This is a genomic window from Providencia sp. PROV141, assembly GCF_028481645.1.
GTDB lineage: Bacteria > Pseudomonadota > Gammaproteobacteria > Enterobacterales > Enterobacteriaceae > Providencia > Providencia rettgeri.
Genome location: NZ_JAMPPR010000004.1, coordinates 91,800 through 113,671, shown reverse-complemented (window position 1 = coordinate 113,671; position 21,872 = coordinate 91,800). Strand labels below are relative to the sequence as shown.

Below are 21,872 nucleotides of genomic sequence, written 5' to 3'. Positions count from 1 at the left end.
TATAGGCTCAGTCAACATCAGGGGAATCATATGGCTAATAAGATAGAACATCTGGAAGTACTCGCCAGAGAAATAGAAAAATATGCGGGCGGCTTTGAGAACGTGGCAACATTAACTCACTGTATGACGCGTATCCGTTTAGTTTTAAAAGATAACAGTAAATTCGATGCTGAAGCTTTGAAACAAATTGAGGGTGTAAAAGGCGTTATTTTCAATGGTGAGCAACAACAAGTGATTGTTGGAATGGGAACCGCAGCGAAAGTCTTTTCGGTGATGAACAAACGCATGCAAGGTAGCACCTCTGCGACAACGGAAAGTGCAGCACCAGCAGAGAAAAAAGCGTTTTCCATACGACGCATGCTAAATACGTTGGCCGCCATTTTTGTTCCAACCATTCCTGCACTGATTGGTTGTGGTTTGATTATGGGGCTGATCAATATTGTGCGTTTAGTGGCACCCGGCGTTGTTGAACAATTCCCTGAATTATTTAAGTTATTAAAATTGATTGGCAGTGCAGTTTTTGTTTATCTTTCAATTATGATTGGGGTGAATACCGCGAAAGAGCTTGGTGCGTCTACCTCAATTGGTGCGGTCATGGCTGGGTTACTTTCGATGCCAGGTTTAGCGGATATCACCTTATTTGGCTCGAAGTTAGTCCCAGGTAGTGGAGGGATTTTTGCAGTGCTTATGGTGGTCGTTTTCTCTTCTAAATTTGAAGTGTGGTTTAGAAGTATCATTAAAGAAAGTTTAGACCTCATCGTGACGCCATTTGTGACTATTTTAGTCTCAGCGATGGTGGCAATTGTGGTATTCCAACCCGCAGGGCATTACTTAAATCAAATTTTAGCGCAAGGCGTTTCTGTTGCTTTATTAAATAGTGGCGGTGGCGCCGTGGCGACGGGCGGTATTTTAGGCGGTAGTTTCTTATTCTTATTATTAACGGGTTTACACCAAGGCCTGATCCCAATTCATGCTGAAATTTTACAAACCTTTGGCTTGAATTACTTATTCCCAATTTTAGCCATGGGGGGAATGGGGCAAGTGGGTTCGTGTTTCTGGGTTTATTTAAAAACCAAAAACCAACGCCTGAAGAAAACCTTAGTCGGTGCATTACCTGTTGGTATTTTTGGTGTCGGCGAACCGTTATTATTCGGTGTGTCATTGCCATTGGGTAAACCATTCATTGCAGGTTGTATTGGTGGTGCAGCTGGTGGCGCACTAATGGCGTTCTTCCATGTCGGGATCATCATTCCATTTGGTACTGCCGGGTTATCATTAATTCCATTAGTGGGTGATGGCCAAATATTGGATTTTTTAATTGCTGTTGCGGGTGCATGGATTGTCGGGTTCATTGCCAGTATGATAATAGGCTTCACTGATCCAGAAAAATAATTAGAAGGAATAGCCATGTCGACACTGACGGTAAAACTGGAAAGCTTGCAGACACGCGGTAAAGGCACAGAACAACGTATTGCCACATTTTTGCTGGATAACCGCGAAAGTCTTATCGCGATGAATGCAGCGGAATTGGCACAGGCGGCTGGGGTCAGTAGTGCTTCTGTTATCCGCTTTTCACGCCAAATGGGGTACCGTGGCTATCCTGAATTTAAAGTCGATTATTTGTCGGATGAAAAGCAACACAAAGCCGAAAGTCTATACGGTAATCTGAGTCGCCACGATGATACTTCTCAGATTATCGCTAAAACGGGGCACATGTTTATTTCGGCTATTGAAAAATCACTGGATTTACTTGAGCCACCCGTTGTGGATACGATTGCGCAAAAAATGTACCAGGCCAAACGTATTGTGCTGTTTGGTGTCGGGTCTTCAGCTATTGTTGCCAGTGATATTTTCCATAAATTAATTCGCATTAATAAACATGCACTGTTTAGTTATGATTTGCATGTTCAGCTAAGTTACTCGGCAAATTTGGGGCCAGAAGACCTTGCTATTGCGGTAACGGCACGTGGAAATACTCAAGAAATCAATAGTATGCTTCGCTCTGCAAAAGAAACCGGATGCCCGACAGTCGCACTGACGCGTTTTGGCCAAGATGAAGCGATGAAGTTAGCGGATTTCGCCTTGCCTTATTTTTATGATGAGCAACATTCCCAATTAGGCATCATCACCCCCCAAGTGTTGCAGATGATTACTTTCGATACATTATTTTTTAAATACCTCACGTTAGCAGATAGTGATGCAAATGAAGCATTACAAAAAGGGCGACGAGCACTGATACAAGGCAAGAGTTAATGATTGTAACGGAGTTAGCGATAGGTGCACTGATTGGGCTGATTATTAGCACAACGGGTGTCGGTGGTGGTGTGATTGTATTACCGATACTGACCTATTTTTTTGGGCTAAATGCATTAGCGGCAGTAGCCACTGCGAATTTTCTTTCGATGTTAATGAAGGTTTCTTCTTCTTATATGCATTTTCGACTAGGCAATATTCCCTTTAAAGGGGCAATGATTGTGTTAGCGATTATGTTACCGAGCACCTTTCTCTCTAGTTTGTTTGTGACATGGCTAGGGGGATTACCGGGGTATGAAAAACAAGTTGAGTGGGGTATTAATCTGTTAGTGGCTGCTGCCATTATCTTTTCTCTCTATTTATTTATTCAGCGAATGTTTTTTGTTTCGATCATCAAACAAGAAACAGCAAAAGGGGACCAGCTAAAATCCATGGCTGTGCCGGCTATCTTGGCAGGTGTTGTACTTGGAGCAACGGGTGTTGGTGGTGGTGTGGTTGTTCTCCCTATGTTATTGCGCTATATGCAACTGAATATTAAGCAAGCAATTGGTACATCGATTTTTGTGACAACCGTGTTATCCGGTTCCTCTGCTTTAGCCTATGCGCAAGACGGCTATACAGATTTAAAATTGGCGCTGATATTGTGTGCAGGGGCATTGATTGTGATGCCACTGGCTAAATATTTACTGATCCGTTTATCTGAACGCACCTTTCAATACATTACATTGTTATTAATTACCTGTAGTGCAGTAATGATGACAATGAATTTATTCACCTTCTAGGGTCATGAGTCCTATTATTGATGTTGTTAATAATAGGATTGACTCTTCACTAAAAACGGTGCGTTTATCGCTGATTAAGCTCTTTTGTCATTTCTTGGTAAATAAACTGGCGCTCATAGTTTAGGTTTTCGTCTTGTAAGGAAGAAAATTGGCTGAGTGTAATAGCGAGTAAGGCGGCGGCTATAAGTACAATTAAGCCACTAGACAGCAGTTTTGCTCGAGCTGTTGCATGGGGGGCAAGTACAAAAGCACCACTGATAACCGCACCGAGTATTGCGCCACCAATATGAGCTGCGTTATCAATACCTGACTGTAATCCATTGATGAGCGTTAACGCAATCATCCCAATAATATTATATAGCGGGCGTTTTAATTGGTTACGTTCTTCAAGAGAAAGGTTGGGGTGATTAATTCTTTTTAATAAATCAATGACAGAAGCTGCAGCTAATCCCATAATGGCGCCAGATGCACCAATGCCAACAGTGATATACACCGTATTATCAGGTAAATATAAACTGTTCCATGTATTCATTGATGCTCGGCTTGCTGCTTCCTTAATGGCTTCGCTATATTGCCAATAAGCACTAAAAAATGCTGCGCCAATACCTGAAAATAGGTATATCGCAAGCATCCTAAATTTCCCATAGGTACGTTCGCATTCAATCCCAATAACAAACAAGGCCAACGTATTTAAAGCAAGGTGCATACCGCCTGAGTGCAATACCATACTGACTGGATAACGCCACCAATCTCCAGTTAATGAAAGTTGGTAAACATTGGCACCGAATAGCAATAAATTATTTTCTTGGGAATCGAGTGGGGCGGCATAATTGAGCTGGTAAAAATAAACAACAATATTCAGCACTGCAATAAAAAGCGTTAGGGCTATTGCCCATAGGGAAAACTTATGTTTCTGTGGAATAGCAGCATTGAGGTCGCCAGTCATGTCAATATCCTATTAATCAGTCATGGCCGTTATCTTAAATAAGTGATTTGTTTAGCGCAATTTATCATTATCTGAGAATGCAGATATCATTTTGTAGGGGTCATAAAAAACAAAAAAAAAGAGCTCTAAAGAGCGGCAAGTCTGATAGGTTTTGAAAATAAATGAGGAAAATCAATTTATTGATTTTCGGTTGATAACACAAAGCGGGAAAAACCACGCTTTTATCCCGCTTTGTCAACAACCTCAGGAGCTCTAAAGAGCTCCTTTCAATGGAATTATGAGTAATTAAAACGAAGTTCGTTTATAGGTACGGTACTCAGGCTTCCAGAAATTGCGTTCAATAGCTTCATCAAGCGCGCTATCCGAAGTGACCGTTGCCACACCTTGGATCTGTGCTTCTTTTGCCACTTGTTTAGCAATAATGCGAGATACATCTTGAATATCAGACAGTAGAGGTAATAGCGCACCTTCACCATTTTTGGCAAGTGGTGAACAGCTGGCAAGCGCACGGCTGGCGGCCATTAACATGCCATCAGTAACACGTTTGGCACCAGAGGCAATCACACCAAGACCAATACCCGGGAAGATATAGGAGTTGTTACATTGTGCAATTGGGAACACTTGGTCTTTGTAAGACACTGGGCTAAATGGACTTCCTGTTGCGACTAAGGCCTTGCCATCAGTCCAATTGATAATGTCTTCAGGGCGAGCTTCAACACGTGATGTTGGGTTAGATAACGGCATCACAATAGGGCGTTCACAGTGCTTATGCATCTCTTTAATGATTTCTTCTGTGAATAACCCAGCTTGGCCAGACACACCAATCAATATGGTTGGTTTGGCATTGCGTACGACATCTAACAGTGAAATTGAGTCACTGTTAACATCCCAGTCGGTTAAATTTCCACTGTTTTGGGTTAATTTGGCTTGGAAATCGAGTAAATTAGGCAGTTTATCGGTTAATAAACCAAAACGATCAACCATATAAATGCGAGAACGCGCTTCTTCGTCGCTTAACCCTTCAGATTTCATTTGAGCGATAATTTGTTCTGCGATACCGCAACCCGCTGAGCCTGCACCTAAGAAAGTCACGCGTTGGTCACTTAGCTTACTGCCTGCGGCATGGCTGGCGGCAATTAAACTACCTAATGCAACTGACGCGGTGCCTTGAATATCATCATTGAAACAGCATAGTTCATCACGGTAACGGGTTAATAAAGGCATCGCATTTTTCTGTGCGAAATCTTCAAATTGCAATAATACGTTTGGCCAGCGGCGTTTAACTGCCTGAACAAATTCATCAAGGAACTCGTTGTATTCATCACCAGTAATACGTGGGTGACGCCATCCCATATACAGAGGGTCATTCAGACGCTGTGGGTTGTTGGTTCCTACGTCAATAACAATAGGTAAGGTATAAGCAGGGCTGATACCCCCGCACGCGGTATAGAGAGAGAGTTTCCCAATTGGGATGCCCATACCACCGATACCTTGGTCACCAAGGCCTAAAATACGTTCACCATCAGTGACCACAATCACTTTCACATTTTGTTTAGTGGCGTTTTGCAGCATGTCGTCGATGTATTCACGGTTTGGATAAGAAATAAATAAACCACGTGCACGGCGATAAATATCAGAGAAATGCTCACAAGCTTCCCCCACGGTTGGGGTATAGATAATTGGCATTACTTCTGTCAGGTGGGCATCTATAAGGCGATAAAATAAGGTTTCGTTGGTGTCTTGAATATTACGCAGGTAAATGTGTTTATCAATATCTGATTTAAAATCAATTAACTGGCGATAGGCGCGTTCAACTTGTTCTTCGATGGTTTCAACTTGCTCAGGGAGCAAACCATGTAAGTTGAAATTTGCGCGCTCTTCTTCTGTGAAGGCGCTTCCTTTATTCAGTAAAGGGAATTCAAGCAAAATTGGGCCAGCGTAGGGTATATAGAGAGGGCGTTTTGTTTCGTATTCATGTTCCATGAAATATCACTCTTCGGACGATTAATCAACAAAGTCAGGGTAGATCCTAAGCTAAACAGCAAATATGTACAGTAAATAATGATAAAAAAGCGTTAAAAAATTTACTGAAAAATATTGTGCATATGATAAGGAGTTTATGCGCGGAAGGGAATGAAAGCCGATAACGGCATACGCATTACGGTAGGTAGATCACGCTTAGGCAAATAATGAATGTCTCATCGTTATTTTTACGTTTTCAAACGTTAGTTTAGCTTTTCTGCGGGTTCAATTTTTTCATGTTTTTTCTTATTTTTAGTCAGTTACAGAGAGAAAAAACGGATTCAATGAAAGTTAAATTATATTTTTAAATATCATATATTGCTGCAAGTTTTAAATTTATATAAGTTAAATTTTATTTTATATTTCATTTTTCACTAAGGAGTTTTATGAATTTAATTAATGGGGTGTTAAGAAATAAGCGTATTTATATATTAATTATTATGGCATTTCTAGGAGGAATGAATCATTCAAGAGCAGACTATAACCCAATCGAAACACTAAGGAATATTGACAGCTATTTCTATGAAAACAAATATGGCTCATCAATTTTTGGTCGAGTTATAACAGATTATTTTTATTTGGTGATGAAAGAAAAAAACAAAACAATTAATAAAACATTGATAGACAAAATAAATTATGACCATGCATTAGAAATGCTTCAAGTATTGAAGCGAAAAGCGAAGAAACAGAGTACAGGTGAAAAAGTCTCTCATGATATGACTTATAAAGAAGCAGATGAAATACACTATCTGGTCATGTTACGTAATAAAATACCCGAAGAAGCTTGGGTTTTAGGTGTGGTATTTTCTGTATTAGATGAAAAAGAAAAAGAATTTTATTGGCAAAAAATTATGGCAGCTTCTGGAGACCGTGGCCATGAATTATCGGTAATATACAGCTTGATGAAAGTGATGTCAGAAAAGGAAAAGAAGGCCACTAAAAAACAGAAAATAATTATTAATAAATGGTATGAACGTATGAGTAAAACATTAGCTTCTGCTAAATCATAGTTTTCATTTAAATAAGTTTGAAAACTAAATGTTATATAAGTATTAAGGTGTCAATTATTATGAAATTATATTTTTGTTTAATTCTACCGTTATTATTATTTTCCTGCATTGTAAATGGCGAGAACCGCCCCGGTTTTGTCTGTGGGCAGTTTAATAAGAATATTATAGAAGTTCCTGGCGAGTATGTTTTTCCATTTGCTGAATATGAAGGGTATAGCTATTTTGACCCAAGGTTTATTGAAAATAAAAAAGGGTGTGAGGCTAATTTTAGAGTGCTGCCAATGCGAATGTCTTGGTCTGATTTGAAACCATCTAATGAGGTAAGTAATGATGTTAAAATTATAGAAGTTTATGCTGAACCATTAAAAGGAAACCCTGAAAAATATTTGAGTTATAGAAAACACGTGTATTTAGATATGGGGTACCTCAAAAGAAAGGGGGAGTTATATTATGATGAAGAGTTGGATCTTTATTTTACTGAAGTGACTGTAACAATACGAAGAAGTATTGGTCATAAAGATGATATGTATTTTAATAAAAAAGGATATTATTGGAAGGAAATTAATAATGAAGTAATTTTTTTAATTGAGTGTGAATGGTTACCAATTGATGAGAAGTATCATAAGTGTTTTCAATATTTTTTGATTCCAGAAATAGGAACTAAGGTTAAATTTTATTTTGATGCTAAAGAATTATCTAATAGCAATATAATGAGGGAAAAAATACGCATTTTTTTACTCGACCATGTTAAAAATTAGGAGATAATATGAGAACTCAAGAAATTAGAAAGGGTGATTTAAAGTTAACTCGTAGTGATGTTTCTAATGCAATTAAAATTTTATACGTAACCAAAGAACCAAAGTTGATGTATGAATATTTGGAAAGTAAAGGAGACCGATATGCTAAATTAGCTAATAGTGTGGTTAAAGGTGATTCTCTTTCAGGTGCTTTTGCGCTTAATTATTTAGATGAAGCTATTTTAGAGCATATTGGAGTGCAAGATGAGTTTATAATTGAGCGTATTCGCTATGATATGGCAATAGCTTATGTTCAAACCCTAAAAAATAGATTTGAAGATGGAAAGGATGTAATCTATGGTGATATAAATCACATAGAGGCTAAATTATTTCATAGTAGTGTATTTTCTTATTATAATCTTCCTTCTGATGCATGGACTTTAGAACCTGTATTTTTTGTGTTACCTAGAGAACAAAGAGAGAGTTATTGGCAGAGAGCTTTAAATTCTGTAGGTGATATAGAAAGTGAAATATTATTAAGTATAAATACTAAAGATATAATGTTTAGAGCATTATATGAAGCTCCAGCGCATATGCAGCCTAAAATACATAGTTGGACTAAACGAGTTCTGGATATTGATAATGTAGTAGATGGCGTGGTGGTTACAGCCAAGAAATCTTATCAAAATATTATATCTCATATAGAAGAAGATAATATGGATAGAATAAATACAATTATTTATAATACAGGAAACCCTTTAATTGATAGAGGAACAGAGCGTTTTTCATTTTGGGATTATCCTTCACAACATTTAGAATCATTTCAAGTACAAACAGATTGGCGTGGCCAAACGGAATTTACACATAAAAATCTATTGTCTGAATATTATTTAGAAAGACCTGACTATATATTACCAGAAACAGGCTTATTTGATTCACCATCAGTTAATTATCAACCAGATGTTGCTCATTATGATCGTATGATTGATGATTTAAGGGGAAATATGCCATCAATAAACAACAAGTCAACACCTCCAATTAAGTATCCACACAATATGGTAGATAAATCGATATTGGAAAGCACTTATCCAAAATCCGAACCGAATAGACAATTAGCACCTCGTACAACAAACCTACTTGATAGGTTTAAGGATAATGAAACACCAACAAATTATTATCTAGAACGCCCGAGTGTTGTTCTTCCGGGAACGCCAGGATTTAAAGACTTCCCTACAGATACCATAAGAAATAACCATCATTTTGAAAATATGATTGGCCAGTTAAGAGACAATATGTCATCAATGAACAATTCAATGGACTCATTTGAAGATAAATACTCAATACCCTCAATGCCAAGTATACCTGAATTTAGTTATAGTGGTTATTCTTCTGGAGGATCTTTTAGTTTTAATTAATATTTAAAAAGTCTACTTATAATAAAATAAATTATTTTAGTTATTAGTAAACGAATGGTGATTACTGATGTTTCTTTTTATGTGGGCAATGTGTTTTTTACATAATTTATTTTTAAGATTATTGGTTTCTAACTTTATGAATCACAAGGATGTATATGAATTATAAATTAATAGTTGTGCTTTCAGTTTTTCTTCTCGGTGCTTGCCAAAATCCTCAAGGAAATAATGTAAAATATAATAAAAAAAATACAACTAATTTTTGTGAAAAAAAAGGTGTTAAAACGCCACGTCTTTTCTTTATGCTACAGATGTTATACTTTTCTGAATCTAAGGATTTAATATTTGATAGAAAAAAATTAGTTATTTTCAAGGGGGGAAAAGATAATAACCCAATGTTAGAATTTTTAAAGTATCCAAAAGAAGCATTTATTAAAAAATTAAGCCATGAACAGGCAATGGATTTTTATCGTGAGAATTTAAATGAAATGGGAATGTCTTATCATGCTTGGATTTTAGCAGATGTTTTAGATATTATTAATGAGAGAAACCGAGAGGCACTATGGCAACAGTTCGTTTTTGTGATGAATAACAACGATCCTGCGAAGGAAGCTAAATTATTCATGATGCTTTGGTATGCAATGGTAAGAGAAGCTTCCAAACCACCATCAGACAAGCAAATTAAAAGCAAAAGATGGCTGGAGAAAATGAGGCGGATTACTTTAGTTAAAAATATAGAAAAAGAATTAGACTTTATGTTTGAAGAAATGATTAATAATTCAATGAATTTTAATAAGAATAAAAGGAGTTCTAATGATGGTTTCTAAATTTATTATTTCTAAATTAATTTTTATAATTTTATCATGTTTAATTCTCATAAATAAAGGTTACTCTTTTAATGAAAAATATAACCCTCAAAAGGTAAATGATTCAAGTGATAAATATTTCAGTATTTTTATTTATCTAGAAAAAGAGTTTTTAAATAATCATATGAAGGCACGGGGTGAGTCATTCACCAGTGAAAAACGGAGTCGGTATCAAAAAGAAGTCAAATTAGCATATGGACGAATTATGAAAAATCGCAAAGAAAGTGATAACATCCCAATTGGTGATATTACACATCAAGAATTTATTAAAATAAAAAAAGAAGCGATGTTAAATTCAGGGATTCCTTATGAAGGTTGGTTGTTTAAAGATGTATTTGAAGTATTATCTATAGATAAAAAGAATAAAATTATAGGGAAACTATTAAATAGCTTTTCTAATAAATCACTTAATGGTGAATCAGCGTTATTTGCTAGCATTTGGCTAGACATGAAAGAAGAAGCCGCGCAATCTGTATCGATAAAACAGCAACAAAGCCAAGCTTGGCTAGAAAAAATGCGAAAGATCCCTTTAGTTATTACATTAGAAGACACGATAAATGAAACAGAAAAATTGTTTAATGAATTTACTTACTAGGGCATATATTAATCAAAACTAGTGAGTCCTATTATGGATGGCTACTTTGCAGGTAAATAGTTTTGTGAACAAGATTAAAGTTCTAATAACAACTATACGGTTATTGCTATTTATTCAAGCTCCCAGCAATAACCGTTATATTTAAATAAATATAAAATTAATCCAAATAAGCTAATTCAATATTTTGGCAACCTAGTGCCTGTAATGTATTTTCGGTAACATACCAATGTTTGATAATTGCATCTTGTTTTTCAACAAACTTAGCTTGGTCGATGGCGTGAATATCTTTACCTGCAAGGTTAATCATAATTAAAGCGGCTTGCAGTGGTGGTAAACTTGGGTTGAATGCGGCATTTTCTGCGTAGCGGCCTGTAAATAATGAACCATCTTTTAACTGTAACGCAATACCTGAATGAGATTGGCTATAAGGCGCATGGGATTGGTTTGCTGCCTCGATTGCTGCACTTAATAACCGGTCACGGCTTTGGTTTTTATAGCCATGGTCAACCGGGTCGAGTAGTAAAGTAGTAATGTTTAAGTCAGACGGCCCAAATGAGTCGGGTAAATAGTGGTGTAGTACTGCGGGTGTGCGGCCCGGTAAATTCACCATAATTTTACCGCCTTCACGCAATTCATTCATAAATTGGCGGCAGTGCCCACAAGGTGTGTAATTCACGGTAATTGAGGTAATCTGCGTTTCACCTTTCATCCAAGAGTGTGTCACTGCACACTGTTCTGCATGGATCACTTGCCCCATTGAAACATGGCTAAATTCCATATTGGCGCCGAAATATAAATTACCACTTGCGCCGCAAGCGATTGCACCAACGTGAAAATGGGAGATTGGAGTAATTGCATAAGCCGCAGCGAAAGGCAACAACGCAAAGGCTAATTCAGCGTCGCTTACACCTGCTTCAGCTTTAATCTGTTTGACTTGTTCCGCTGTTAACATACCTCGGAAATCAGAATTATCAATGATTGGTCTAAGTACCGACTGTAACTTTTCTGGAAGTTCGGCCCAAGCGGCCTTAAATCGTGAATGCATGTGTTACCTCCCTAATTAATTATTTTTATTCTATTCAATAATGCGCTCAACAATATGTGACTTAAGTCACCATTTTAAATGAAACATATGAAACAAATTCTTTAATTGAGAGATATATCTCATGTTTTCTCCGTGTGTTAGTGAGTAAGAGACTAATAAATTCCTCTTACTCATTTGCTTGGATATTGGCTTAGTGAATTAAGCTTAGCTAAAAAGATGTAAAATAACAGGAAAGATAAACGGGGCTATAAGTGAGGTGATAACCCCACAGGTCATCAATGCAAGGGAACTGTAAGCACCTTCAATGTAATTCACTTCGGCACAGCGGGCAGTGCCTAGGGCGTGGGAAGCGGTTCCCATCGCGAGTCCCCTTGATGCGTGGGTTCGTACACGCAGCACATCAAATAAGCTATGGCCAAACATGGCGCCTAAGATCCCAACAAATAACACGCAGGCGGCACTAATCGCAGGGATCCCACCAACCGAATCAGCAACAGCCATCGCGATAGGGGTAGTAACCGATTTAGGCAAAATAGAACCCGCGATATCAGGGGTTGCCCCCAACCATAACGCGATGGCGGCACCGCTAAACATGGCCACTAAACTACCTGCAAAACAAATACTTAATAAAGATTTCCACTGGGCTCGAATTTGGTGCATTTGTTCGTAAAGTGGAAAAGCGAGCGCGACGACTGCAGGCTGTAGTAAATCATTGAGTATTTTGCTACCTGCAAAATAGTGCTCATAAGAGGTATTCGTGATCACTAGTAGTGCAATCAATACCGCAATAGTAATTAATAGTGGGTTTAAAATCGGTAACTTAAATGTGGTCGACAGCTTACGAGCCAAATAAAACACCACAATGGTCAACGGCAATGACCACCAAATATGTTCTAACATTATTCATTCCCCTTAGTTTTATCATTATTAATGACCGAAGAAATTGGGTCTTCGGGGGGTAAAGGAACGTCATCAGGTTGAGCCCCAACGACAGGGCGTTCCTTATGAATATAGTTGGAACTGATGGCGACAACGACCATAACGATTAAGGTACTAACCACGCAGGAAACGATGATAGGAACCATTTGTTGGCTGAGTAATTCATAGTAATTCATTATGCCAACACCAATAGGAACAAACAGGATGGTCATATTTTTCAACAAAATGCTGCAACCGGGTTGTGCCCACTTCGCGGGAATAATTTGTAACGCAAGCAGTATGAATAAAATTAACATGCCGACAATGCTGCCAGGGATGGAGAATGGAAGTAGTGTTGAGATAAGGTTTCCAATAATCAGGCAAAGGTAGAGTATTGCGAAAGCTCGCAAATATTGCCATCCCGTTATCAGTACCTGTTTAAATGACATGAGACTGGTCCTGTAATGTAATATCTATTCATCATACAATTAACTTTATTATTGTGCTACCGATCACAATAAAAAGCCAATAAAAAAGTGGGAAGTATTTAGCTTCCCACTTTTAATGAATAACAGACTAGAGCAAGTATGGGTTATTTAACTTGCATACCGGGTTGTGCACCACTGTCTGGGCTGAGTAAGAAGATATCTTTACCGCCAGGGCCAGCAGCCATTACCATACCTTCCGAAATACCAAAACGCATTTTACGAGGTGCGAGGTTGGCAACCATCACGGTTAAACGTCCTTCTAAAGCTTTAGGGTCTGGGTAAGCGGAGCGAATACCAGAAAATACTTGGCGAGTTTCACCGCCAATATCTAATTGTAATTTCAGTAGCTTGTCTGAGCCTTCAACAAAATCAGCTTGCTTGATTAATGCAATTCGCAGGTCAATTTTCGCAAAGTCATCAAAGGTGATGGTATCTTGAATTGGGTCATCGGCTAGCGGCTCCGTAAGTTGCTGAACGGGTTTGATACTCTCTTTTGAGGCTTCGACCATTGCATCCACTTTTGCCATTTCAATGCGGTTAAACAATGCCTTAAATGGTGCGACGTTGTGGTTCAATAATGGGGTGTTAATCGTATCCCATGATAATTCACTGTTTAAGAAAGCTTCAGCGCGCTCAGTAAGGCCTGGTAAAACAGGTTTTAGGTAAGTCATTAGAACGCGGAACAAGTTGATGCCCATCGAGCAAATATCTTGCAGCTCTTGATCTTTACCTTCTTGTTTTGCCACAACCCAAGGGGCTTTTTCATCAACATAGCGGTTTGCGATATCGGCTAATGCCATGATTTCACGGATCGCTTTGTTATATTCACGGTTGTTATAATCCTCACCGATAACTTTAGCGGCATCAACAAATTGTTGGTATAACTCTGGCTCAGCAAGGTTTGCTGATAATTGACCGCCAAAGCGTTTAGCAATAAAGCCCGCATTACGTGATGCCAAGTTAACCACTTTATTGACGATATCGCTGTTGACACGCTGGACGAAATCTTCCAAATTAAAATCGATGTCATCAATACGCGAAGACAGTTTTGCTGCATAGTAATAGCGCAAGCAGTCGGCATCTAGGTGATCTAAGTAAGAGCGGGCAGTAATAAATGTACCGCGCGACTTCGACATTTTTGCCCCATTAACCGTGACATAACCATGAACAAACAGGTTTGTTGGTTTACGATACTGGCTACCTTCTAACATGGCAGGCCAGAACAGGCTGTGGAAATAGACGATATCTTTACCAATGAAATGGTAAAGATCGGTTTTCGAATCTTTATTCCAAAACTCGTCAAAGTCAAGGTCACCGCGTTTATCACACAGATTTTTAAAGGAGCCCATATAACCGATAGGGGCATCTAACCAGACATAGAAATATTTACCCGGCGCATTCGGAATTTCAAAACCGAAATAAGGCGCATCACGGGTGATATCCCATTGTTGTAAGCCAGATTCGAACCACTCCTGCATTTTATTGGCGACTTGTTCTTGCAGTGCACCTGAGCGAGTCCATGCTTGAAGCATGTCGCTAAAGGCAGGAAGATCAAAGAAAAAGTGTTCTGAATCACGCATGACAGGTGTCGCACCTGAAATCACTGAACGTGGGTTAATCAGCTCTGTTGGGCTGTAGGTTGCGCTACACACTTCGCAGTTATCACCGTATTGGTCTTCGGCTTTACATTTTGGACAAGTGCCTTTAACGAAGCGATCTGGTAAGAACATGCCTTTTTCTGGGTCGAAAAGCTGTGAAATAGTGCGATTTTTAATAAAACCGTTATTTTTCAGTTTTCCGTAAATTAGTTCGGATAATACTTTGTTCTCTTCACTGTGTGTGGAGTGATAGTTGTCATAACTAATGGCGAAACCAGCAAAATCGTTCTGATGCTCTTGGTTCACTGCCGCAATCATCTCTTCTGGCGTTACGCCCAGCTGTTGAGCTTTAAGCATGATTGGAGTTCCGTGCGCGTCATCGGCACAGATAAAGTGAACCTCTTTGCCGCGCATTCGCTGATAACGGACCCAAATATCAGCCTGAATGTGTTCCAGGATATGACCAAGATGGATTGAACCGTTAGCATAGGGTAACGCACAGGTTACCAGTAATTTATTCGCGACTTGAGACATAGTAACTTTCTTACTTCCATTATTTGAAAAGGGTCTTTGATGTTAACCGATCAAAACCATCGCTGCTAGGGGTATAAAATATTAATTGGCAATTTGTTCGAAAAAGAAATTTTTACCTCTTTGTGGTTTTTACTGTGCGGGGTAATCACTATTTTTTGTGTTCTCTGTTATGATTAATCTCAGTCAAAGTATATCTGTTTAATTTTATGTAGCTTATTATTCAGGATGTACCTAGTTCAAAAATATAAATAAAGGAGCCGGGATGAACGATAAATCCCCCGAGCAGAACAAACCAGAACTGCTGACTGAACAAGTCTCCAAAGTTTTGGCTTCATTTACACACCCAACACTGCAACGTAATTTGATTTCTATCAAAGCGTTACATCATTGCGCAATGTTGGACAACGTGCTGCATGTCGAATTAGTTATGCCATTCGTTTGGAAAGGGCCGTTTCAAACTTTAATTAGCGAAAAAACCGCTGAATTGAAGCAACAAACAGGCGCTCATGCTGTTGAATGGAAACTGCGCCATGACATCACCACATTAAAACGTGCAAATGATTTGCCGGGTATTAATGGTGTTCGTAATATCTTAGCCGTCAGTTCGGGTAAAGGTGGTGTTGGTAAATCCAGTACTTCTGTGAACTTAGCGCTTGCGCTGGCACAAGAAGGAGCGAAAGTGGGGATCCTTGATGCGGATATTTACGGCCCATCAATTCCAAATATGTTAGGCACAACACTAGAGCGCCCAACCTCCCCAGATGGTCAGCATATGGCCCCAATCATGGCGTATGGCTTGGCAACAAACTCAATCGGTTACTTAGTGACCGATGATAACGCGATGGTTTGGCGTGGCCCAATGGCAAGCAAAGCATTGATGCAGATGCTACAAGACACGTTATGGCCGGATTTGGATTACTTAGTTATCGATATGCCACCGGGAACAGGTGACATCCAGCTGACGCTTTCTCAAAATATTCCAGTAACCGGTGCTGTTGTGGTGACGACTCCACAAGATATTGCCTTGGTTGATGCCATGAAAGGCATTGTGATGTTTAAGAAAGTTAATGTCCCAGTACTGGGTGTTGTTGAAAACATGAGTGCACATATTTGCAGCAATTGTGGGCATGTAGAACCGATTTTTGGTACCGGTGGTGCTGAGAAATTAGCAGAAAAATACCATACTAAATTATTGGGACAGGTTCCTCTGCATATCTCTTTACGTGAAGACCTTGACCGTGGCCAGCCTACTGTTATGCGTGATCCAGAAGGTGAATTTGCCGATATCTACCGTGAAATTGCTTCAGGAATTTCAGCCTTGATGTATTGGGAAGGGGATAAAATCCCAACAGAAATTTCTTTCCGTGCAGTTTAATCGGTTATAGAGCAAAAAGGCTATTTAGTATTATCTCTAAATAGCCTTATTTATTGTTGAACCCTTTCTTTACTAAACACGCCTACTTTAACCTTCTATACCTTCTATTTTTCTGAATTGTTCTCGGAATATTTCTTTATTGCGTCATGTTCGCGTAGAATAGCCGCATCTGTTATTTAATCAGTTTTCTTTCTACCTGCGGGTAACCCGAAAAGGTGACTATGAAATTTTTAATTTTTATTGTTGTCGTGGTGCTGATCGTTATCTATTTTTATAACCGTATCGTTGCATTGCGAGAAGCTGTTATTTCGAGTGAAACAGAGATTTCAGTTCAATTAGACCGTCGTGGAAAAGTATTTGATAGCTTATTGGCAACAGTTAAAAAATATTTAAGCCATGAAACCGAGGTGTTCAGCAAAATTACTGAACTACGGACACAAGCACAAAATACGACAGGAGATAAAGCCCGCGAAGCCGAAGATGCATTATCAAAAATGGTGACCAGTGGGGCGATTAATGTCGCAGTTGAAGCTTATCCTGAGCTAAAATCCGATGCAATTATGGCAAATTTACAAGAAGAAATCGTTTCTTCAGAAAATAAACTGTCATTTGCTAAACGTGGTTATAACCGCTCATTAGAAACGTATAATGCGTATATTGCGTCTATGCCCGCGGCACTAATTGTTGGCATTATTCCTAGCTTAAAAATTTCAAAGGAATATTGGCGTCTTGATGAAGAAACTATTAAGACTGAGGAATCACGTCGCATTAATTTTGATTAAAAATCTCTTACCTTTGAAGTTATCAATCATCGGAATGCCTTATGGTGTTCCGATATTATATGAGTGGTAGATAGCAGGTCACATTATGGATTTTAGAAACGTCATTCGTAAAAATAATCTTCGCACGCGTTTGGTGGTGATGAGCTATATTTTTTTAATGCTAATTATTGGCTTATTGGCAGATATTGCAACACATCCAAATGAGCAATTGGACTTAGTCGATAATGCGATGATGTTTGTGACACTTCATGAATTACCTATCGCCACTTTTATTGTTTTAGGTTTAACCTTTCTTGGGCTGATTTATATTCATTTTAGAGGCCATAAAATGATGTTAGCTGGGATGAATGCCAGAGAAATCACCCAAGAAAATGCGAGTAGCCCTCAAGAAAAGCAACTTTTTAATATTATTGAAGAATTAAGCTTAAGTGCTAGTTTAGGTTATATTCCCCGTTTATATATTTTAGAAACGGATGAGCCGAATGCTTTTGCAGCAGGGTGGAATAAGCGTAATGCACTTGTGGGGGTAACCAGAGGTTTGTTACAAACACTTAATCGGCAAGAAGTTCAAGCCGTTCTCGCTCATGAAGTTGGGCACATTATTCACGGCGATTCAAAATTAACGCTGTATGTGGGGATTTTGGCAAACGTGATTTTAACGGTAACGAATTTATTTAGTCAGATTTTTATCCGAACAGCAGGGCGCAGCCGCAATAATGCTGCTAATAAAGCGCAAATGATCCTATTGGTTCTAAATTTTGTTTTACCGTGGATAACCCAAATACTCTATTTTTATTTATCTCGTACCCGTGAATATATGGCTGATGCAGCGGCAGTGGATTTGACTTCAGATAACCAAGCCATGATAAGTGCGTTGAAAAAAATCTCCGGTAATCATGAAACCCATGAATATGATAACAGTACCACAGGGCAAGCTTACCGCAAGGCCGCTTATATTTTTAATAAAGGCGATTCTGTATTTTCTACTCACCCTTCGATTGAAAATCGCATTGCGGTATTAGAAGGAAAAAAACAATTTTAGTGTATAAATGACATTTTGTACGCTCCGATTTACGGCATTTCCTATCCAATGGGTGTTTTTTTAGCGAACTTTGTTGAGGTATGCTGGAACAACACGCCATTACCCCCTATAATTCCGCCAACATAACATTTTTCTGTTGTGTATCTCATTTCTAAATATTTAACCAGGTTATCATTTTATGACTGACATAGCGCATCACTGTACCATTGTAGGTATATCGGGAGCCTCTGCATCTGGCAAAAGCTTAATTGCAAGCACGTTATACCGTGAATTAAGAGAACAGGTCGGTGATCATAATATCGGTGTTATTCCAGAAGATTGTTATTATAAAGACCAAGCCGATGTCCCAATGGAAGAACGCCTTAAAGTAAATTATGACCATCCTAACTCGATGGACCACAGCTTGCTTTATGAACATCTCAAATCACTGAAAAGTGGCCAAGCAGTAGAAATCCCGCAATACGACTATGTCGCTCATACACGTAAACAAAAAACCATCACGTTCAAACCTAAAAAAGTCATTATCATTGAAGGTATTTTGTTATTAACAGATAAACGCTTACGTGGTGAAATGGATTTTTCTATTTTTGTTGATACACCACTTGATATTTGCTTGATGCGCCGTATTAAACGTGATGTAAATGAAAGGGGCAGAACACTTGATTCCGTTATTGACCAATATAATAAAACGGTTCGCCCAATGTTTTTGCAATTTATTGAGCCATCAAAGCAATATGCCGATATCATTGTTCCTCGCGGTGGGAAAAACCGTGTAGCGATTGATATCTTGAAAGCGAAAATTGGCGAATTCTGTCAAGATTAAACCGCGCAGAAATTAAAATAATGAAGGGGGAAACAACCATGCGTCTTTGTGACCGCGATATTATTCAATGGATGGATGATGGTAAATTAGTTATTAGCCCACGCCCACCAGTTGAACGAATCAATGGTGCAACTGCAGATGTTCGTTTGGGAAATCAATTCCGCGTTTTTCGAGGACACACGGCTGCATTTATTGACCTTAGTGGCCCTAAAGATGAGGTTAATGCCGCATTAGATCGCGTCATGAGCGATGAAATTGTTCTTGATGAGGATGAGCCATTTTTCCTGCACCCAGGAGAATTAGCACTTGCAGTGACGCTTGAGTCTGTTACGCTCCCTGATAACCTTGTAGGTTGGTTGGACGGGCGCTCTTCATTAGCGAGATTAGGTTTGATGGTGCACGTAACCGCACATCGAATTGACCCCGGTTGGCATGGGCAAATCGTGCTAGAATTTTATAATTCAGGTAAATTACCATTAGCATTGCGTCCTGGCATGGTGATTGGTGCATTAAGCTTTGAGCCGTTATCAGGTAGTGCTGATCGCCCTTATAATAGCCGACAAGATGCTAAATATAAAAACCAACAAGGTGCTGTTGGTAGCCGTATCAGTGAAGACTGATAACCGGTGAACTTTGCGGAAGTTGTTGTGTTTAATGGAGATTAAACCGGTAATTTCCGCCCATTTTCAGGGATAGGTGTGAGTTCATTTTTGTGGCGAGCGCAAGCGGAATTTAAGAGAGGGAAGGATGAAACGTTTTTTGACGACACTGATTATTTTACTTGTGGTGATTGTTGCAGGGTTAACAACACTTGTAATGTTAGTGAACCCGAATGATTTCCGTCATTATATTGTTGAACAAGTAGAGAAAAAAAGTGGTTATCAACTTGAATTCAACGGTGATATGCGTTGGCATGTGTGGCCAACCTTAAGCATTATTACTGGGCCTGTTTCCCTTACTGCACCGAATGCCGCTAAACCCATCCTAAGTGCAGATAATATGCGCTTAGATGTTGAATTATGGCCTCTCATTTCCCATAAGCTTTCTGTTGAGCAAATTGTTATCGATGGTGCTGTTATTCGCAAAACACCCGATAGCGAAATCCAAACTCACCGTAACGCCCCTGTAGCACCCGGTGGTGTACCAACATCAACCTCTGCACAAGAGAAAAGTGACTGGTTATTAGATATAGAAAAAATTAATATTTCTAATAGCTTAGTTATTTGGCAAACAGCTAAAGATGAATTTAACCTGCGTAACATTGACTTATCACTGAAGAAAAGTGATAAAAAACAGGTCGTAGTTAAATTCAGTGGAAATCTAAATAAAAACCAACAAGAATTTGTATTTAATCTACGTGCAGATATCGATTTATCAGATATTAATCAAAAGATTAACGGGAATTTAACCCAATTTGATTATAAATTGAGTGGTGTCGATTTACCTGAAAGTGGAATTGAAGGGCAAATAACGAGTGATTTTCTATACACCAAAGGGAAAGTAGAAAGTGCGAGTTTAAGCAATTTAGCAATAACGGCTAATGACAGTGCTCTATCAGGGAATGTCAGTATCCAACTATCTGATACTCCTAAAATTATGGTTAGTTTAGTGGCCGAGAAATTAGACTTAGATAATCTATTAGGGACGGCATTTGCCAGTACCAACGCTTCATCAGAGGTGAATAATAACCGCGTTGGTGTTAAGCCGGTTATTTCTGGGGCTAATCCTCAACAGTATGATTTATCAGGCTTGCAGGCATTTTCCGCCAATCTCAATTTAGCCATTAACCAGTTAATTTATCGTGGAATGGTAGTCAGTGACGTGGTTTTTGAGGCACAAAACCAAACCCCTCGTTTGACTGTTTCAAAACTACAAGGTGAGGCATTTGGTGGTGATTTTTCATTACCGGTGACATTTAATTACAGTTCAACTCCTGCTTATGTTTCAGCAAAGCCAGATTTAAAAAATATCGACTTAACACCACTATTAAAAGCCTTCGATATGCCACAAAAATTAAGTGGAATAATTTCGTTAAATGCGGCGTTATCGGGTGTGGGTTATGATGACAATGCAGTGAAAAATCAGTGGCAAGGGCCTGTTAATTTTGAGTTAAGAAATGCCAAACTACAGGGGTTGAATATTCCGTTATTAATTCAGCAATCGGTTTCCAGAGTAACCAATAAAATTAATGCGCCCGTGAATACGGGGAACGTCACTGAGGTTGATTCTTTCACTGTGGCAGGTAAATTAAATAAAGGTACGTTGAACATTTCCTCTATGAATGCGATGTCATCCTTAGTTAACATCAGTGGGCAAGGCCGTATGAATATCCCTAATGAAACCATTGATGTCAATTTAGGGGTTAATATTGCCAATGGCTGGGGTGGGGATTCACGTTTAGTTCAACAATTGCAAGCAATGACCATTCCACTGCGAATTTATGGTAATTGGCATAATTTGAAATACCAATTAGATATCGAAAAATTACTGCGTAATGAGTTACGTACACAAGCTAAAGAAGCGCTTGGTAATTTTTTAAAGAAAGAAGAAAATAAAGGACTCAATGATTTATTGAATGCCCTTTAAGACAACAAAACGCCCTTAAATGGGCGTTTGAGGTTGTTGACAAAGCGGGATAAAAGCG

Annotated in this window: 20 protein-coding genes; 14 read left to right on the top strand and 6 right to left on the bottom strand. The window is 38.7% G+C overall.

The features are described 5' to 3' along the window. Positions 1–30: 30 nt before the first annotated feature. The 3 genes from PSF09_RS03255 to PSF09_RS03245 are packed head-to-tail and all read left to right on the top strand — an operon-like array spanning position 31 to position 3,035. Positions 31–1,392, top strand: a complete 1,362-nt coding sequence (locus PSF09_RS03255; protein ID WP_004909226.1) for a PTS transporter subunit EIIC — start codon at positions 31–33, stop codon at positions 1,390–1,392. Between the two features lie 15 nt (positions 1,393–1,407). Beyond that, a complete protein-coding gene (locus PSF09_RS03250; protein WP_004909230.1) occupies positions 1,408–2,253 on the top strand; it encodes a MurR/RpiR family transcriptional regulator in 846 nt (281 codons plus the stop codon). Further along, positions 2,253–3,035, top strand: coding sequence for a sulfite exporter TauE/SafE family protein (locus PSF09_RS03245; RefSeq protein ID WP_004909234.1), 783 nt, complete (start codon positions 2,253–2,255; stop codon positions 3,033–3,035). The genes PSF09_RS03250 and PSF09_RS03245 overlap by 1 nt, the downstream gene beginning before the upstream one ends. A 64-nt stretch (positions 3,036–3,099) precedes the next feature. Here the strand turns inward: PSF09_RS03245 and PSF09_RS03240 are convergent, their stop codons facing one another. Together PSF09_RS03240 and PSF09_RS03235 are read right to left on the bottom strand one after the other, a co-directional pair. Beyond that, positions 3,100–3,981 carry a rhomboid family intramembrane serine protease gene (locus tag PSF09_RS03240; RefSeq protein WP_272683483.1) on the bottom strand — a complete coding sequence of 294 codons (882 nt, stop codon included), beginning with the start codon at positions 3,979–3,981 and terminating at the stop codon, positions 3,100–3,102. Between the two features lie 285 nt (positions 3,982–4,266). Then, the gene (locus PSF09_RS03235; protein ID WP_004256541.1) at positions 4,267–5,964 is read right to left on the bottom strand and encodes an NAD-dependent malic enzyme; all 1,698 of its coding nucleotides are present in this window, start codon (positions 5,962–5,964) and stop codon (positions 4,267–4,269) included. Between the two features lie 425 nt (positions 5,965–6,389). Here PSF09_RS03235 and PSF09_RS03230 point away from each other — a divergent pair, with 425 nt between their 5' ends. The 5 genes from PSF09_RS03230 to PSF09_RS03210 all read left to right on the top strand — a co-directional run bounded on the left by PSF09_RS03230 (position 6,390) and on the right by PSF09_RS03210 (position 10,623). Beyond that, complete coding sequence (locus PSF09_RS03230; RefSeq protein WP_115167695.1) at positions 6,390–7,013, top strand: hypothetical protein; 624 nt, start codon at positions 6,390–6,392, stop codon at positions 7,011–7,013. Between the two features lie 59 nt (positions 7,014–7,072). Next, entirely contained in the window at positions 7,073–7,771 is a 699-nt protein-coding gene (locus tag PSF09_RS03225) for a hypothetical protein (protein ID WP_109910990.1), read from the top strand. An 8-nt stretch (positions 7,772–7,779) separates the two neighbouring features. Then, the gene (locus PSF09_RS03220; protein ID WP_109910991.1) at positions 7,780–9,165 is read left to right on the top strand and encodes a serine protease; all 1,386 of its coding nucleotides are present in this window, start codon (positions 7,780–7,782) and stop codon (positions 9,163–9,165) included. A 155-nt stretch (positions 9,166–9,320) separates the two neighbouring features. Next, a complete protein-coding gene (locus tag PSF09_RS03215; RefSeq protein ID WP_109910992.1) occupies positions 9,321–9,989 on the top strand; it encodes a hypothetical protein in 669 nt (222 codons plus the stop codon). After that, positions 9,976–10,623, top strand: a complete 648-nt coding sequence (locus PSF09_RS03210; protein ID WP_109910993.1) for a hypothetical protein — start codon at positions 9,976–9,978, stop codon at positions 10,621–10,623. The genes PSF09_RS03215 and PSF09_RS03210 overlap by 14 nt, the downstream gene beginning before the upstream one ends. A gap of 157 nt (positions 10,624–10,780) precedes the next feature. Here the strand turns inward: PSF09_RS03210 and cdd are convergent, their stop codons facing one another. The 4 genes from cdd to metG all read right to left on the bottom strand — a co-directional run bounded on the left by cdd (position 10,781) and on the right by metG (position 15,206). Then, positions 10,781–11,668, bottom strand: a complete 888-nt coding sequence (gene cdd, locus PSF09_RS03205) for a cytidine deaminase (protein ID WP_109910994.1) — start codon at positions 11,666–11,668, stop codon at positions 10,781–10,783. Positions 11,669–11,872: 204 nt separating this feature from the next. Next, the gene (locus tag PSF09_RS03200; RefSeq protein WP_004256514.1) at positions 11,873–12,568 is read right to left on the bottom strand and encodes a CidB/LrgB family autolysis modulator; all 696 of its coding nucleotides are present in this window, start codon (positions 12,566–12,568) and stop codon (positions 11,873–11,875) included. Next, on the bottom strand, positions 12,568–13,035 hold the full coding sequence (locus tag PSF09_RS03195) for a CidA/LrgA family protein (RefSeq protein ID WP_004256512.1): 468 nt from the start codon (positions 13,033–13,035) through the stop codon (positions 12,568–12,570). Before PSF09_RS03195 ends, PSF09_RS03200 begins: the two co-directional genes overlap by 1 nt. A 143-nt stretch (positions 13,036–13,178) precedes the next feature. Further along, positions 13,179–15,206: a methionine--tRNA ligase gene (gene metG, locus PSF09_RS03190; protein ID WP_272683482.1), complete on the bottom strand. Its 2,028-nt coding sequence runs from the start codon at positions 15,204–15,206 to the stop codon at positions 13,179–13,181. A 262-nt stretch (positions 15,207–15,468) separates the two neighbouring features. On the opposite strand from metG, the gene apbC reads away from it, so the two are divergent. The 6 genes from apbC to asmA all read left to right on the top strand — a co-directional run bounded on the left by apbC (position 15,469) and on the right by asmA (position 21,814). After that, entirely contained in the window at positions 15,469–16,581 is a 1,113-nt protein-coding gene (apbC, locus tag PSF09_RS03185) for an iron-sulfur cluster carrier protein ApbC (protein ID WP_004256506.1), read from the top strand. A 221-nt stretch (positions 16,582–16,802) separates the two neighbouring features. Then, positions 16,803–17,363 carry a LemA family protein gene (locus PSF09_RS03180; protein WP_210838964.1) on the top strand — a complete coding sequence of 187 codons (561 nt, stop codon included), beginning with the start codon at positions 16,803–16,805 and terminating at the stop codon, positions 17,361–17,363. 85 nt (positions 17,364–17,448) lie between these two features. Then, positions 17,449–18,405, top strand: a complete 957-nt coding sequence (htpX, locus tag PSF09_RS03175; RefSeq protein ID WP_210838962.1) for a zinc metalloprotease HtpX — start codon at positions 17,449–17,451, stop codon at positions 18,403–18,405. Between the two features lie 178 nt (positions 18,406–18,583). Continuing rightward, positions 18,584–19,228 carry a uridine kinase gene (gene udk, locus PSF09_RS03170; RefSeq protein ID WP_004256495.1) on the top strand — a complete coding sequence of 215 codons (645 nt, stop codon included), beginning with the start codon at positions 18,584–18,586 and terminating at the stop codon, positions 19,226–19,228. Positions 19,229–19,266: 38 nt separating this feature from the next. Beyond that, positions 19,267–19,848, top strand: a complete 582-nt coding sequence (dcd, locus tag PSF09_RS03165) for a dCTP deaminase (RefSeq protein WP_004909269.1) — start codon at positions 19,267–19,269, stop codon at positions 19,846–19,848. Positions 19,849–19,975: 127 nt separating this feature from the next. Further along, the gene (asmA, locus tag PSF09_RS03160) at positions 19,976–21,814 is read left to right on the top strand and encodes an outer membrane assembly protein AsmA (RefSeq protein ID WP_272665369.1); all 1,839 of its coding nucleotides are present in this window, start codon (positions 19,976–19,978) and stop codon (positions 21,812–21,814) included. Positions 21,815–21,872 lie beyond the last annotated feature (58 nt).

Bases quoted from the DNA above. Each gene is read 5' to 3' on its own strand.
- PSF09_RS03255 (WP_004909226.1), top strand. From the start codon at position 31: ATGGCTAATAAGATAGAACATCTGGAAGTACTCGCCAGAGAAATAGAA.
- PSF09_RS03250 (WP_004909230.1), top strand. From the start codon at position 1,408: ATGTCGACACTGACGGTAAAACTGGAAAGCTTGCAGACACGCGGTAAA.
- PSF09_RS03245 (WP_004909234.1), top strand. From the start codon at position 2,253: ATGATTGTAACGGAGTTAGCGATAGGTGCACTGATTGGGCTGATTATT.
- PSF09_RS03240 (WP_272683483.1), bottom strand. From the start codon at position 3,981: ATGACTGGCGACCTCAATGCTGCTATTCCACAGAAACATAAGTTTTCC.
- PSF09_RS03235 (WP_004256541.1), bottom strand. From the start codon at position 5,964: ATGGAACATGAATACGAAACAAAACGCCCTCTCTATATACCCTACGCT.
- PSF09_RS03230 (WP_115167695.1), top strand. From the start codon at position 6,390: ATGAATTTAATTAATGGGGTGTTAAGAAATAAGCGTATTTATATATTA.
- PSF09_RS03225 (WP_109910990.1), top strand. From the start codon at position 7,073: ATGAAATTATATTTTTGTTTAATTCTACCGTTATTATTATTTTCCTGC.
- PSF09_RS03220 (WP_109910991.1), top strand. From the start codon at position 7,780: ATGAGAACTCAAGAAATTAGAAAGGGTGATTTAAAGTTAACTCGTAGT.
- PSF09_RS03215 (WP_109910992.1), top strand. From the start codon at position 9,321: ATGAATTATAAATTAATAGTTGTGCTTTCAGTTTTTCTTCTCGGTGCT.
- PSF09_RS03210 (WP_109910993.1), top strand. From the start codon at position 9,976: ATGATGGTTTCTAAATTTATTATTTCTAAATTAATTTTTATAATTTTA.
- cdd (WP_109910994.1), bottom strand. From the start codon at position 11,668: ATGCATTCACGATTTAAGGCCGCTTGGGCCGAACTTCCAGAAAAGTTA.
- PSF09_RS03200 (WP_004256514.1), bottom strand. From the start codon at position 12,568: ATGTTAGAACATATTTGGTGGTCATTGCCGTTGACCATTGTGGTGTTT.
- PSF09_RS03195 (WP_004256512.1), bottom strand. From the start codon at position 13,035: ATGTCATTTAAACAGGTACTGATAACGGGATGGCAATATTTGCGAGCT.
- metG (WP_272683482.1), bottom strand. From the start codon at position 15,206: ATGTCTCAAGTCGCGAATAAATTACTGGTAACCTGTGCGTTACCCTAT.
- apbC (WP_004256506.1), top strand. From the start codon at position 15,469: ATGAACGATAAATCCCCCGAGCAGAACAAACCAGAACTGCTGACTGAA.
- PSF09_RS03180 (WP_210838964.1), top strand. From the start codon at position 16,803: ATGAAATTTTTAATTTTTATTGTTGTCGTGGTGCTGATCGTTATCTAT.
- htpX (WP_210838962.1), top strand. From the start codon at position 17,449: ATGGATTTTAGAAACGTCATTCGTAAAAATAATCTTCGCACGCGTTTG.
- udk (WP_004256495.1), top strand. From the start codon at position 18,584: ATGACTGACATAGCGCATCACTGTACCATTGTAGGTATATCGGGAGCC.
- dcd (WP_004909269.1), top strand. From the start codon at position 19,267: ATGCGTCTTTGTGACCGCGATATTATTCAATGGATGGATGATGGTAAA.
- asmA (WP_272665369.1), top strand. From the start codon at position 19,976: ATGAAACGTTTTTTGACGACACTGATTATTTTACTTGTGGTGATTGTT.